The 13,402-nt window shown below is 45.2% G+C and carries 12 protein-coding genes; 10 read left to right on the top strand and 2 right to left on the bottom strand.

The features are described from left to right. The first annotated feature begins 5 nt into the window (after positions 1-5). Positions 6-764, top strand: a complete 759-nt coding sequence (locus tag ACYQ2C_RS10035) for an SH3 domain-containing protein (RefSeq protein ID WP_460102050.1) — start codon at positions 6-8, stop codon at positions 762-764. Positions 765-815: 51 nt separating this feature from the next. Here ACYQ2C_RS10035 and ACYQ2C_RS10030 read toward each other — a convergent pair whose 3' ends face one another. After that, positions 816-1,382: a hypothetical protein gene (locus tag ACYQ2C_RS10030; RefSeq protein ID WP_460102048.1), complete on the bottom strand. Its 567-nt coding sequence runs from the start codon at positions 1,380-1,382 to the stop codon at positions 816-818. 941 nt (positions 1,383-2,323) lie between these two features. Beyond that, positions 2,324-2,926 carry a HupE/UreJ family protein gene (locus tag ACYQ2C_RS10025; protein WP_460102094.1) on the bottom strand — a complete coding sequence of 201 codons (603 nt, stop codon included), beginning with the start codon at positions 2,924-2,926 and terminating at the stop codon, positions 2,324-2,326. Between the two features lie 360 nt (positions 2,927-3,286). On the opposite strand from ACYQ2C_RS10025, the gene ACYQ2C_RS10020 reads away from it, so the two are divergent. The 9 genes from ACYQ2C_RS10020 (at position 3,287) to ACYQ2C_RS09980 (ending at position 13,346) form a co-directional block, all read left to right on the top strand. Further along, positions 3,287-4,651: a PAS domain-containing sensor histidine kinase gene (locus tag ACYQ2C_RS10020; protein ID WP_460102046.1), complete on the top strand. Its 1,365-nt coding sequence runs from the start codon at positions 3,287-3,289 to the stop codon at positions 4,649-4,651. A gap of 91 nt (positions 4,652-4,742) precedes the next feature. Beyond that, positions 4,743-5,741, top strand: coding sequence for an NADH-quinone oxidoreductase subunit B family protein (locus ACYQ2C_RS10015; RefSeq protein ID WP_460102044.1), 999 nt, complete (start codon positions 4,743-4,745; stop codon positions 5,739-5,741). Then, the gene (locus ACYQ2C_RS10010; RefSeq protein WP_460102042.1) at positions 5,738-7,201 is read left to right on the top strand and encodes a nickel-dependent hydrogenase large subunit; all 1,464 of its coding nucleotides are present in this window, start codon (positions 5,738-5,740) and stop codon (positions 7,199-7,201) included. Before ACYQ2C_RS10015 ends, ACYQ2C_RS10010 begins: the two co-directional genes overlap by 4 nt. Before the next feature lie 684 nt (positions 7,202-7,885). Beyond that, positions 7,886-8,986: a hydrogenase small subunit gene (locus tag ACYQ2C_RS10005; protein ID WP_460047840.1), complete on the top strand. Its 1,101-nt coding sequence runs from the start codon at positions 7,886-7,888 to the stop codon at positions 8,984-8,986. Then, entirely contained in the window at positions 8,986-10,794 is a 1,809-nt protein-coding gene (locus tag ACYQ2C_RS10000) for a nickel-dependent hydrogenase large subunit (protein WP_460047841.1), read from the top strand. Before ACYQ2C_RS10005 ends, ACYQ2C_RS10000 begins: the two co-directional genes overlap by 1 nt. A gap of 54 nt (positions 10,795-10,848) precedes the next feature. Beyond that, positions 10,849-11,610, top strand: a complete 762-nt coding sequence (cybH, locus tag ACYQ2C_RS09995) for a Ni/Fe-hydrogenase, b-type cytochrome subunit (protein ID WP_460047842.1) — start codon at positions 10,849-10,851, stop codon at positions 11,608-11,610. 17 nt (positions 11,611-11,627) lie between these two features. Next, positions 11,628-12,014 carry a HigA family addiction module antitoxin gene (locus ACYQ2C_RS09990; protein WP_460102038.1) on the top strand — a complete coding sequence of 129 codons (387 nt, stop codon included), beginning with the start codon at positions 11,628-11,630 and terminating at the stop codon, positions 12,012-12,014. Positions 12,015-12,393: 379 nt separating this feature from the next. Then, positions 12,394-13,017 (top strand): HyaD/HybD family hydrogenase maturation endopeptidase, encoded by a 624-nt coding sequence (locus ACYQ2C_RS09985; protein WP_460102036.1) that lies wholly within the window; start codon positions 12,394-12,396, stop codon positions 13,015-13,017. Positions 13,018-13,019: 2 nt separating this feature from the next. After that, positions 13,020-13,346 (top strand): HypC/HybG/HupF family hydrogenase formation chaperone, encoded by a 327-nt coding sequence (locus ACYQ2C_RS09980; RefSeq protein ID WP_460102034.1) that lies wholly within the window; start codon positions 13,020-13,022, stop codon positions 13,344-13,346. Positions 13,347-13,402 lie beyond the last annotated feature (56 nt).

Genomic DNA, 13,402 nt, shown 5'->3' with positions numbered 1-13,402 from the left:
GAATTATGAAAATTACTAAATTTATTTGTGTACCAGTGGCTTTACTGATGACAAGCTGTCAAAATTTTGATGCTAATAAACAGTCTGTTGGGACAGGAGCTGGTGCAGTAATTGGCGCATTAATCGGAAACAGAATTAGTGATTCTACTGAAGCTACCCTAATTGGCGCCGCAATAGGTGCATTTATTGGGAATCAAATAGGATCTAAACTTGATGAGCGTGATAGGCTGTCACTACAAAATAAAACTTTAGAGGTATTGAATAAAAATAATGTTAATGAATCTACTATCTGGAAAAGCGATCATTCAGTCTCGACTGCTGTAATCACTCCTGTTAAACAATCCATGCAGGAGAAAGAAATAGCTTTTAAAGTTAAACCCGTAAATTTTGATAAGTATGCCTCTACAGAGCTAAACGTTAGAAAAGGTCCTGGCATAAAGTATCCAGTTATAACGCAATTGAAAAAGGGAGAAATGGTCTCTGTCTCAGGTATTTCCGAAAATAATTGGTATCAAATAGGTACTGATTCTGAAAAGATTGGTTATGCTAGTTCGAAGTATCTGTTGGATGAAAAAAAATTAAATGTATCTGCTGACGAAGAATCCTTTCTGTATGAGACCCAAGAAAGTAGAGAAATTGTTATAAAAGATACAGTCATGGTTGTATGTAAGGATGTGCTAGTTCAAGTTAAAAATACTGATGGTACGACTTCAACCGACACTTTTCAAACATGTCAAGGACCCGATGGCATGTGGGGAGCATAGATGGTTGACGCTTTATTTTAATTCTTCAATTTATTACTTATTATTTCTATCTCAAATTTTGTTCAGATTACTACTATTTAACCATTTCCTAAATTTTAACCGATGATTTTCCCACGGTTGTTTTAGGGGCTGTCTTGGGTCTTCGCTAAGTTCGTAGGCCATGCCTTCTATTAGCCATGTGGGTGTTAATAAACATTTAATTATTCCCATATTTTGGGCTTGTAGTTGGTGAATAAGCTCATGACGTATGTAGTAGTCTTGCCAAGCTCTCGGGCTTATGGCGCTGCCAAAGGTGCCGAGTGTTATGGCCGATCTGTCGCCAAGTCCAAATTTTTTAGCGCATTGCCATGTTGAGCAATAAATAATATTAGGTGTTTTTGTAAAGCTGCTTACTTTTTCTGATAAAAACTGTTGTGCGTCCGCACGTAATTGTTGGGCGAGTTCTAGGTTAAAGTCTTCGGTTTCTGCATCTATGCAAATTTGGTTGTCGTAGCAGGTTAGGCCGACAAGTTCGGGTGCGATTATTCTCACGGGTTTGACAATAAACCAAGCCAATATTGGCGTAACCACCAGCAATAAAAACGTTAATCTTAAAATGGGTTTAATGATTGTTTTCATTTTTTATGTTGTTTTTTAGCCTAAGTATTTGCTGAGTTTTTGTATTTAATTTGGTGATCAAGCCCAATGTAAATTATGGGGTAGGTTGTAATTGCTAAATTCTAGGTGAATAACTCGGCGGTGTTTGGGCGTGGTTGATTTACTTGAGGTGTGAGCTCGAAGAAGTGATTTTTTATTTCGTATTTATTTCTTGTATCTTGCGAAGTGCGATGAGTATTATTTATTGGGAGCAGGATTTTATTTGCTAAGTATGCTCATGATTGTTTTTTGATGAGTTAATTTTCGATTTTTTTTACGGTATTAATTAGCTTGGTCGTTAGGGTTCTCATTTCAGTTAAGTTATGACTTATGCCTTTTTTCTCATAAACGTATCTACTTGATTCGAAATATTTGGAACATTTATTTAATAGGCTGTTTAGATCGTATTCGCAGTTTTCGCTAAAGTTTTTTTCGATTTTATCTTTTAATTCTGAAGGGAGTTGATTAAAAAGTTTATCTAATTGGTGTCCATGCTTCGAAGTAGTTGATGTAAGTCCCAGTATCCCATCTGGGCTCATCTTGGAGGGGGTTGTTTGCGACAGCATAGACTTGAGGGTTAGCTCGCAAGCGAATGCATAGTTCATAATAATTGGATACGCGAAGTTACTCCTCCCACTACCCCATAATACTTCTGCTGCTTGGAAAAATGTTGTAGCTGTAATATATATGTGATTGTTTACTAAGTTGTTCATTTCACGAATTAATCTTAGTTTCTAAATACATTGTTATACAATAAATTCATCTTTGGATTGTAATATTTAGTGTAAATTTACTCTATAAGTAGAGTCGATTCATATGGGAAAAGTTACAGTAGTGAGAATTGGCAGATTGTTGGAATAGATAAATCGCCAACACAAAAAAAGGGCAAGCCTTCGGGCCAGAGGGCTTGCCCACAAAGAATATCAACCTGTAATTATACTAGCTCCAACGATACCAAGACCTGCCAAAGAGACTATTGTCCCAAAGTATTTGTGGGCTGCAGGTAGGCGCACAAATAAAAATTTTCCAACGCTCAAACCTAATTGTTGCAGCACTACGCTTGCGGAGATAAGTCCGATGACAAAGTTGGCCGAAAATCCTGTTGTTACTTCGGTGTGGGCAATACCGTGGAATAACAAAAAGCTAACGGCAAATATAATTGCCAGACTCATCTGAATTAGATTTTTACCTTGGAATCTTAAGCGACTCGCAATTAAAACACCGGCCAATATTAATGAGGCCATAATCCCCATATCGGCCAGTGATACCACTGAATATTCAAACGCTGTGCCAACGATAAATCCAACTAACAAAATGGCTGGTACCAAAAGGCTAATCGTGCGTTGCAGGGGTTTTGTTAAACACGCTGCCCAAACGCCTAAAACCAACATAGAAAGCATGTGATCGAATCCGGTAAATACGTGCGCAAAGCCACCGGTTAGTGTCTGTGCGTGGTCGGGATGAGCAAATGCAAAGGGAGTGAAGAATACGCCAGCGGCCAGAGAGAGTAGGGTTTTACGAGACATCACTGAAAGGTTCCTGTTATTAATTTGAGTGAGCTTATGTAAGAAGTCCATGATTGTTTGTAGGATGGATTCAGCAATTAAAGTGCCACGCACAGGGTTACACGTATTGTTTTTAAGAGGTTTTATTTTTGGCCGCCAAGGCACGGGATGTGCGTTATATTTTTTTCTTTTTAGCTGAAAAGCGGTTTCGAAAATCGGCCGTTTGAGGTGGATCAAACTGATAACTAAGTTTTCACCTGTTATTTTTGCTGGCTGGGTTGTGCCCATTACTTGCTGATTGCAGGTTTAAAGCTTGATTACGCCGAGTGTTTTCAATTAGTTTAAACCTTCGACTATATTAGATTGACCGAGAATTCATTCATGATGGATAACGAGTCCGTTAATTTGCTGGGTGGACAAATGCTTGCCGATGAAGAGGCGTGGCTGAGTGTTATCCGCAAAATGGATGAAGCCTACGCGGATTTGGTGGATTACCAAGTTCAGGTAGAAGAGCAAAACACTAAGCTCGCCGAGGCGCAGAATTTTTTTGATAGCGTTTTATCGGCCATGAGCGATGTGCTGGTGGTGTGTGATCACGAAGGAAAAATTCAGCAGGTTAATCGAGCCTTTGAAGAATTTTGTGGCCGTGACTCTAAGGGGCTAATGGGCACGTGGTTGCCGGAATTGTGCCCCGGTGAACACTTTGCGGTAATGAAAGAATGCTTGCGCAAAGTAAGGCATACGCCGGTTCGCGATCTTGAAATTGTGATTAACGGCGCACGTGGTGAAGTACCTTTAGCGCTTAATTGCTCGCCGCGCTTTAATCCCAGAGGGCGCTTGATTGGCATTGTGGTTGCGGGTCGTCCGTTGGGTGATTTGCAAAAAGCGTTTAAAGAATTGAATCGAACTCATGCGGAACTCAACCAAACCCATGCAGAGTTAAAACTCGCACAAGAGCGGTTGGTGCAATCCGAAAAAATGGCGTCGCTGGGCCGCTTGGTGGCCGGTGTTGCTCACGAATTAAATAATCCCATCAGCTTTGTGTACGGCAATATGCACGCGCTTAAACGCTATACCACGCGTTTGGTTGAATATTTTGATGCTGTACAGGCCGGTACTTCGCGCGATGAACTTAAAAACCTGCGCGCTCAGCTGCGGTTAGATCGGGCGATTTCGGATTTAGATTCGTTAGTAGAAGGTACCCTTGAAGGTGCCGATCGAGTGCGCGAAATCGTTAATGATTTACGGCAATTTTCTTCTACCCAGCGTAGTGAAAAGCTGCCCTTCGATTTGGTTCATGTTGCGCAATCTGCCTTGCACTGGATTTTAAAAGAAAACCCCGAGGTCATCGTTGAGAAGGATTTACCCGAAAAGCTGGGCGGCCGTGGTCATTCCGGGCAAATTCACCAGGTGGTGGTAAATCTTATCCAAAATGCGGTCGATGCGATAAAAGAGTTACCACTTCCCAAGCTTATTATTCGTGCAGGTCAAGATGGAGTGGGTGCGAATGCTATGCTTTGGTTGGAAGTTCAAGATAACGGCCCGGGCATTGCTGTAGATGACCTTCCGAGATTATTCGATCCGTTTTTTACCACCAAACCGCCGGGCAAGGGTACGGGTTTGGGTCTGTCGATCAGTTACGGCATTGTTTCTGAACATGGCGGCGAGTTGTCGGTGGTTAATTTAGAAAAAGGCGGAGCTTTAGCGAGGCTCATGTTGCCTGTATCGCCAAAAAATGACGATTAAATCGAGGCGAAACTAAAACGGTTTGATAATCGCGTAACAGTGTTAACACGCTGTGTATTTTCAATAAATTTTCAATTAAGAAGAGGCGTTAATGGCAAATTTATTGTGGCTTCAATCTGGAGGCTGCGGTGGCTGTACTATGTCGTTGTTAAATGCCGAAAGTCCTGATCTGGTTTCTACCTTAGAAAACGCAGGAATCAATGTTTTGTGGCATCCGTCGTTAAGCGAGCAGACGGGAACAGAAGTCAAAACTCTATTAAATCAAATCTTAAATGATGAGATTGCGCTCGATATTTTTTGCATAGAAGGCGCTTTATTGCGTGGCCCTCACGGTACCGGTCGTTACCACATGTTGGGCGGCACCGGTATCGCCATGATTGAATGGGCAGAGAAGCTCGCTGCAAAAGCCAAATACACCTTGGCGATTGGTACCTGTGCAGCCTTTGGTGGTGTTTCTACAGCCGGAGATAACATTACCGATGCCACCGGTTTGCAGTTTGAAGGTGAATTGCGCGGTGGTTTGCTCGGCAGCGATTATGTTTCGCAAGAAAAGCTGCCGGTTATTAATGTCTCTGGTTGTCCCGTTCATCCCGGTTGGGTGACGGAGACTTTGCTCTCTTTGGTGATCGATAAACCAATCAAAGAAGATTTTGACGACTTTGCTCGGCCGCGTTTGTACACCGATCAGCTGGTGCATCACGGTTGCACTCGCAACGAATACTATGAATACAAAGCCAGTGCTGAGCTGCCCGGCGAACAGGGTTGCATGATGGAACACATGGGTTGCTTGGGTACCCAAGCTCATGCCGATTGCAATACGCGACTGTGGAACGGGCAGGGCAGTTGTACACGTGGCGGCTACGCCTGTATTAATTGTACGGCGCCTGAGTTTGAAGAGCCGCGTCACTCGTTTACCGAAACGCCAAAAATCGCCGGAATTCCCGTAGGACTGCCCACGGATATGCCTAAAGCTTGGTTTGTGGCTTTGGCATCGTTATCGAAAGCAGCAACACCGGAGCGTTTAAAGCATAATGCGCGCTCGGAGCAGTTAATTTATCCGCCGACGTTGCACAAGAAGAACAAGTCATGAGTCGTTTGTTAGTTGGGCCTTTTAACCGAGTCGAAGGCGACTTGGACATTGCCCTTGAAGTTGAAGCACACAAAGTAGTCTCTGCCCGCGTTAACTCCACGTTGTATCGTGGTTTTGAGCAGATTTTAGTGGGCAAGCCCACCTTAGATGCCTTGGTCTATACGCCGCGTATTTGCGGAATTTGTTCAGTAAGCCAATCGATTGCTTGCGCAAGGGCGATTGCCAATGCCAGTGGACTGAGCATGACGCTAAACGGTGAACGTTCGCAAAATTTATTGTTGGCCAACGAATCTTTAACCGATTTGTTAACGCATTTTTATCTGTTTTTTATGCCGGATTTTGCGCGAGATAGTTACGCCCATAAATCTTGGTTTAAACCTATGCGTGACCGTTTTAAGGCGGTTGAAGGTACAGCTGCCAAAGAAATTTTACCGGCGCGAGCTAAGTTTTTGCACGTTATGGGTGTTATGGCAGGCCACTGGCCGCACACCTTGTCGATTCAACCCGGCGGTACAAGTAAACCCGTAACACGCCCAGAGCGGTTACGCTTGTTGGCTATTTTGGCGGATTTCCGGCGATTTTTAGAAACCACTTTGTTTGGCGATAATTTGGATGTGGTTAACTCCTTGGCTTCGGTATCGGATTTAACCAATTGGGCCAATGAGCAGCCTTTTAACGACAGTGACTTTCGTGCCTTTTTGCATCTCGCTCAAGAACTAGACCTGTATTCGCTCGGCCAAAACGACAACCGCTTTTTAAGCTTCGGTAATTTTTCTGAGTCCGGCGATCTTCTTGTTAAGCAAGGCATGTGGACGACCGAGGGTGGATTACAAGATTTACCGCTTGATGCCATTGCCGAAGACATTAGCCATTCTTGGATGGACGGTATCGCCGAGCAGGCATTGCATCCTTCGCAGGGTTTAACCGATGTATCTTTGCAATCCAGCGAAAAGCCGGGCGCTTACAGTTGGTGTAAAGCGCCGCGCTTAAATGGGCAGGTGTTTGAAACCGGAGCCATTGCTCGTGGTGTGATTTCAGGGGTTCCACTGATTCAAGCGTTGGTAACGCAATCGGGCGCTAATGTGGCAACTCGGGTGATTGCTCGCATGTTGGAGCTGGCGCGAACCATTCCTCACATGCAGCGGTGGGTAACCGATCTCGATTCTGAACCCTATTGCCACAACGACGAAATTATCAAAAACGGTACCGGCGTTGGCTTAATGGAGGCCGCCCGAGGTTCGCTGGGGCACTGGATTGAGATTAAAAACCGTCGCATTCAGCGCTACCAAATTATCGCACCCACAACCTGGAATTTCTCACCACGAGACGTTCGTGATCAACCCGGCGCCCTCGAAAAAGCACTGGAAGGCGCACCGGTGATAGAGGGCGAAACCGATCCGGTTTCTGTCCAGCATATCGTTCGCAGTTTTGATCCCTGCATGGTGTGTACGGTGCACTAGCCGTTATTTCAAACTCTACCTATTGCTCGTTGCAGATAGCAGACTGTTATTTGGGTAACTTTTGTTCGGGCGATTGTTGCGCGAGTAATAGGTTCGATTCTCAATGGCTTTCAATAGCTAATCTTTTTAAACCCAGAGCTTTGCTTATGTTTGTCGGTCATTTTGTGCGCTTTGTTTTGGCCGTTGTTTTTGTCGTTAGGTGTGTTCTTGGCTTAATCTTTCTGATTGAAAATCAGTCCATTAAGACTGGGTTGCTTCTTTGAGTAAATTTCTACCATTATGTCGATAAATAAAGCGTGTTTATTCGGTTAATCTTTTTTGATTGAAATATGATCATTTTTCGATATTTGTATACGTGGTTGAATATTTAGGAAGCTTTCTTTACAGAAATGTGAATCGAGGCGACAGGGTGGAAGTTGTCTTTCCAATTTGACCGTTCAATAAACCTGCTGGTGTGAAGACATGCTCACCGGTTGATGGTAATCAAGTTTTCGCTTTTTGAGTTTAGTGGCTAATTGGTGTTGGTTTTAATCAAAAAAATCGTTCTAAGCTATTGATGTCTTTAGAATTTTTAATCTGGTTTGGTTTTTGCTGAACGGCTTATGCCTGATGAGGACCCATAACTACCGCCCAGAGTAGGAATCTCGCGCTGGTGCGGACAGACAGCCAGAGGATTGACCAAGCATGTCACAAATAGAAACCTTTTATGAGGTGATGCGGCGACAGGGGATTACCCGCCGTAGCTTCCTCAAGTATTGCAGCCTAACCGCCGCAGCTTTGGGTTTAGGCCCAACTTTTGTTCCGCAAATTGCCAACGCCATGGAGACGAAACCGCGTACGCCAGTTCTTTGGTTACACGGGTTGGAGTGTACCTGCTGCTCAGAATCATTTATCCGCTCAGCGCATCCACTGGTTAAAGATGTTGTTTTGTCGATGATCTCTTTGGATTACGACGATACCCTTATGGCGTCAGCCGGACATCAAGCCGAAGCTATTCTTGAAGAGACTATTCAGAAGTACAAGGGTGAGTACATTCTTGCGGTAGAGGGGAATCCCCCGCTAAACGAAGACGGTATGTTCTGTATCATTGGCGGTAAGCCGTTCTTGGATCAATTAAAGCACGCTGCCAAAGACGCTAAAGCGATTATTGCTTGGGGTTCTTGTGCGAGCTGGGGTTGTGTGCAAGCGGCGCGTCCAAACCCAACTCAAGCGGTGCCAATTCACAAGGTTATTAAAGACAAGCCAATTATTAAGGTGCCTGGTTGTCCGCCAATTGCCGAGGTTATGACCGGTGTTATTACCTACATGCTTACCTTTGGAAAAGTGCCTGAATTAGACCGCCAGGGTCGACCAAAGATGTTCTACGGACAGCGCATTCACGATAAATGTTATCGCCGCCCGCACTTTGACGCTGGTCAATTTGTTGAGCAATGGGATGACGAAGGTGCTCGCAAAGGTTACTGCTTGTACAAAGTAGGTTGTAAAGGTCCAACTTCATACAACGCCTGTTCAACCGTTCGTTGGAACGAAGGCGTTTCTTTCCCAATTCAAGCCGGTCACGGTTGTATCGGTTGTTCGGAAGACGGCTTCTGGGATAAAGGCTCGTTCTACGATCGCCTAACCAATATTCCACAATTTGGTATCGAGAAAAACGCCGATGAAATCGGTACGGCAGTTGCCGGTGGTGTGGGCGCTGCAATTGCGGCTCATGCTGCGGTAAGTGCGATTAAGCGTATGACAACTTCTGATGACAAGACAGAAGCGAAACAAGAGGAGCACTCGTAATGACCGTCCCGCTAAATGCAAGTGGTTTAGATAACAGCGGCCGTCGTATCGTAGTTGATCCGGTGACGCGCATTGAAGGACATATGCGCTGCGAAGTTAACGTAGACTCAAACAACATTATCCGTAATGCGGTTTCTACCGGAACCATGTGGCGCGGTTTGGAAGTTATTTTAAAAGGTCGTGATCCTCGCGATGCTTGGGCCTTCGTAGAGCGTATTTGCGGTGTATGTACCGGCTGTCACGCGTTGACCTCTGTGCGCGCCGTAGAAGATGCCTTAGGCATCGAAATTCCTTACAACGCGCATCTGATTCGTCATTTGATGGACAAAACGCTCAATATTCACGATCACATCGTGCATTTCTATCATTTGCACGCGCTTGATTGGGTGAACCCAGTTAATGCATTGAAGGCCGATCCAAAGGCAACCTCTGAGCTGCAACAGGCAGTATCGCCTGCGCATCCAAAGTCTAGCCCGGGTTACTTTCGCGATGTGCAAAACCGCTTGAAAAAGTTTGTGGAAAGCGGTCAGTTGGGTATTTTTGCCAACGGTTACTGGGATAACCCTGCGTACAAATTGCCACCAGAAGCCGACTTGATGGCGGTAGCGCATTACCTAGAAGCGTTGGATTTGCAAAAAGAAGTGGTGAAGATTCACACAATCTTTGGTGGTAAAAACCCGCATCCAAATTACTTGGTGGGCGGTGTTGCCTGCGCTATTAACTTGGACGACGTGGGTGCTGCCGGTGCTCCGGTTAATATGACCAGCCTAAACTTTGTGTTGGCGCGTATCCGCGAAGCGCAAGAGTTTACCAAAAACGTCTACATTCCAGACGTGCTCGCCATTGGCGGTATCTACAAAGATTGGTTGTACGGCGGCGGTTTGTCGGCGTCAAACGTATTATCTTACGGTACTCACACGGTAATTCCGGGTGATAAATCGACCGATCTTCTTCCTGCTGGGGCCATTATCAATGGTAACTGGAACGAAATTCTTCCGGTTGATGTTCGTGATCCTAACGAGGTTCAAGAGTTTGTTGATCACTCTTGGTACGAATACGCCGAAGGTAAAAAAGGTCTTCATCCTTGGGATGGCGATACCAGTCCTAAATTTGAGTTAGGCCCTAAAACTAAGGGTACCAAGACCAACATCAAAGAGCTCGACGAAGCGCATAAATACAGCTGGATTAAAGCACCGCGCTGGAAAGGTCATGCGATGGAAGTAGGCCCATTGGCTCGCTATATCATTGCGTACAACTCTGGTCGTGAGTATGTCATTGAGCAGGTTGATCGCTCTTTGTCGGCATTTAATCAAGCAACTGGCTTAGATTTAGGCGTTAAACCGTTCTTAACGTCTACCATTGGTCGAACCTTGGCGCGTGCGTTGGATTGCGAGCTTTGTGTTGATTCGATGGTTGATGACTGGAATGCCTTGATTAACAACATCAAAAACGGTGACAGCTCTACCGCTAACGTAGAGAAGTGGGATCCGAGCACTTGGCCGAAAGAGGCCAAAGGCGTGGGTACCAACGAAGCGCCACGTGGTGCTTTGGGTCACTGGATTAAGATTAAAGACGGCAAGATTGAAAACTACCAAGCGGTTGTACCTACCACTTGGAACGGTTCTCCACGCGATAGCGACGGTAATATCGGAGCGTTTGAAGCGTCGTTGTTGAACACGCCAATGGAGCGCCCAGAAGAGCCTGTAGAAATCTTGCGTACACTCCACAGCTTTGACCCATGTCTTGCGTGTTCAACTCACGTGATGTCAGAAGATGGTCAAGAAATGTCACGAGTGAAAATCCGTTGATTACCCAAATAGAGGTGGTGCTTGCCGCCTCTGTTTGCTCGGATGGAGAAAATCATGTCAGATCAAACTATCGAAACGAGCGCTGATCACGTTCCTGCCAGTGATGTCTCTGCATCTACTGAACATGGTCCTGAGAAGGTTCGACGTCAAACGGCGGTTTATGTCTATGAGGCGCCGTTGCGACTTTGGCACTGGGTAACGGTGCTTTGCATTATTGTGTTGAGCGTCACCGGTTATTTTATTGGTGCGCCATTACCAACGCAGCCGGGTGAGGCCATCGATAATTATTTGATGGGCTACATTCGCTTTGCGCATTTCGCCGCAGGTTACATTGTGGGTATTGCGTTTTTAGGCAGAATTTACTGGGCTATTGTGGGTAATCATCACTCTCGCGAGCTGTTCTTGGTTCCGATTTTCCGCGCATCTTGGTGGGCGGGTGTGATCCATGAATTGCGTTGGTATTTTTTCTTAGAGAAAACGCCGAAAAAATACATCGGCCATAACCCGTTGGGTCAGGCTGCCATGTTCTTCATGTTTGTGCTGGGAATGATCTTTATGATCATCACCGGATTTGCATTGTATGGAGAAGGGACGGGCGCTGGCAGTTGGGCCGATACCGTATTTGGTTGGGTGATTCCGCTCTTTGGTCAAAGCCAAGATGTTCACACTTGGCATCATTTAGGCATGTGGTTGATTATTGTATTTGTAATGACCCATGTATATGTGGCTGTTCGCGAAGACATTATGTCGCGTCAATCGTTGATCTCAACAATGGTTGGTGGCTGGCGAATGTTCAAGGATGACAAGCCCGACTAAATAGACCGTTTATACCTATGAGTGATACAAAACACTCCGCAGTACCAGTTTCGAGCTCTACTTCTAGCATGCTTCCTGCCCACCACGCCTGCTGTAGAGGTGGGGCTCGATTTTATCTTAAAAAGCCAGAACACCCTGGGGAGTTTCTCCAGCGGTGTTATCTGGCTCCGCTTAAAATTAGCCAAAGCGATTTGGCTCGACGCATGGGAATTTCTCGGCGTCGCGTCAACGAAATCGTCAATGGCTCTCGCGCAATCAGTCCCGATACTTCCATTAAGCTTGCCGAGCAGTTCGATACCACGCCAATGTTTTGGCTAGAAAAGCAGCTTTTGTGGGAGCTGTATCATGCGCTTAAAAGTGAAAAGAAACTTTCCACTAATCCTCAAGAAGTTAATTCAAAGTAAATCTTTCAGGTGAGTTTCCTTAACGGGAGGCCAGCCTATCTATCTGCTGATTTGATGCTTTTATTCTTGGTCATCGATAGGTAATGAGCGCTGTTATTTTTACGCTAATTTGCTTAAATTTAATGGTGGAAAGTTTCTTTCCTATTTTTTCGGTTTTTGTATCAAATCTTTATTGTTTTTCGGTTGTAGTTTATCGCGACATTGATGTAACCCTTGGTGTTACGAGCTTTTGGTACCTAATCACGAATTGGCATATCTCTTGTTTTGATCAGTGTCAAATACTCCTGACAGGTGCTTGGGTTGGTTTTTTAGGTTTCGAATCACCAAAGCATTAAGGAACAAGAACGCACGTTCAGTGGCAGACCACGGAAAACAGACAATGCAAAAAAGAGTTTTAATTTTAGGAATTGGCAATTTGCTTTGGGCCGACGAAGGATTTGGCGTGCGTTGCGTAGAGCATATCAATCAACGCTATTCATGGCCCGAAAGCGTTACCGTTTTAGACGGCGGCACCCAAGGTTTGTACTTGGTTCAGTTTGTTCAAGAGTGCGATGTGTTAGTGGTTTTTGATGCCATCGATTACGGCCTAGAACCCGGAACCGTGAAGGTTATTCTCGATGATGATGTTCCTAAATTTATGGGGGCGAAGAAAATGAGCCTGCATCAAACCGGGTTCCAAGAGGTGTTGTCTACGGCGGCGTTCACCGGAAGTTATCCGGCAGAGCTGATTTTGATTGGCTGCCAGCCAGAGGCTCTTGAAGATTTTGGTGGCAGCTTACGCGATGTGGTACGCGCACAAATCGAACCCTGTGTTGAAATTGCTAAAACCTACCTTGCCGAGCGTGATGTTTTCCTAGAGCCAAAATCGGCGGATTTAACGGTTGAAAGTTTGTCTCCAGATCAATTGTCTATGGAGATTTACGAGTCTGGTCGGCCAGCCGAGTCACAAGCCTATCGCTACGGTGATGCGCGCTTTATTCCGGTTGATAACAAGGACGCCTGAGTATGTGTATCGGCATTCCTATGCAGGTGGTTTCGGTCGATGGCAATCGAGTGATGTGCTTACGCTACGGCGAAACCGACGATTCCAGTAAAGAACAGTTGGTGGACGCTTCGTTGGTTGAGTCTCTGCATCCAGGACAGTGGTTGTTGGTATTTTTAAACGCTGCGCGCGAAATTATTTCTCCCGAGCGAGCAGATCAAGTGGGTAAAGCGTTATCGGCGTTAATGATGGTTGATCGTGGCGATAGCTCGGCATTTGATCATCTTTTTGAAGACTTAAACCGCGAACCCCAATTACCTGCGCATTTACAGGCGCTCTTAAAAAAATAACAGCATTTTAAATATCATAAATAACAAGGCAGCTGACTGTGCATTAAAAGTCGGTA

This window comes from Sessilibacter sp. MAH3 (genome assembly GCF_054658275.1).
The sequence above is the reverse complement of the archived record's forward strand: the minus strand, read 5'-3'. Positions and strand labels throughout refer to the sequence as shown.

Coding starts and splice junctions, on each gene's coding strand:
- ACYQ2C_RS10015 (WP_460102044.1), top strand. CDS start 4,743: ATGGCAAATTTATTGTGGCTTCAATCTGGAGGCTGCGGTGGCTGTACT.
- cybH (WP_460047842.1), top strand. CDS start 10,849: ATGTCAGATCAAACTATCGAAACGAGCGCTGATCACGTTCCTGCCAGT.
- ACYQ2C_RS10030 (WP_460102048.1), bottom strand. CDS start 1,382: ATGAAAACAATCATTAAACCCATTTTAAGATTAACGTTTTTATTGCTG.
- ACYQ2C_RS09985 (WP_460102036.1), top strand. CDS start 12,394: ATGCAAAAAAGAGTTTTAATTTTAGGAATTGGCAATTTGCTTTGGGCC.
- ACYQ2C_RS10005 (WP_460047840.1), top strand. CDS start 7,886: ATGTCACAAATAGAAACCTTTTATGAGGTGATGCGGCGACAGGGGATT.
- ACYQ2C_RS10035 (WP_460102050.1), top strand. CDS start 6: ATGAAAATTACTAAATTTATTTGTGTACCAGTGGCTTTACTGATGACA.
- ACYQ2C_RS10010 (WP_460102042.1), top strand. CDS start 5,738: ATGAGTCGTTTGTTAGTTGGGCCTTTTAACCGAGTCGAAGGCGACTTG.
- ACYQ2C_RS10000 (WP_460047841.1), top strand. CDS start 8,986: ATGACCGTCCCGCTAAATGCAAGTGGTTTAGATAACAGCGGCCGTCGT.
- ACYQ2C_RS09980 (WP_460102034.1), top strand. CDS start 13,020: ATGTGTATCGGCATTCCTATGCAGGTGGTTTCGGTCGATGGCAATCGA.
- ACYQ2C_RS10020 (WP_460102046.1), top strand. CDS start 3,287: ATGATGGATAACGAGTCCGTTAATTTGCTGGGTGGACAAATGCTTGCC.
- ACYQ2C_RS09990 (WP_460102038.1), top strand. CDS start 11,628: ATGAGTGATACAAAACACTCCGCAGTACCAGTTTCGAGCTCTACTTCT.
- ACYQ2C_RS10025 (WP_460102094.1), bottom strand. CDS start 2,926: ATGTCTCGTAAAACCCTACTCTCTCTGGCCGCTGGCGTATTCTTCACT.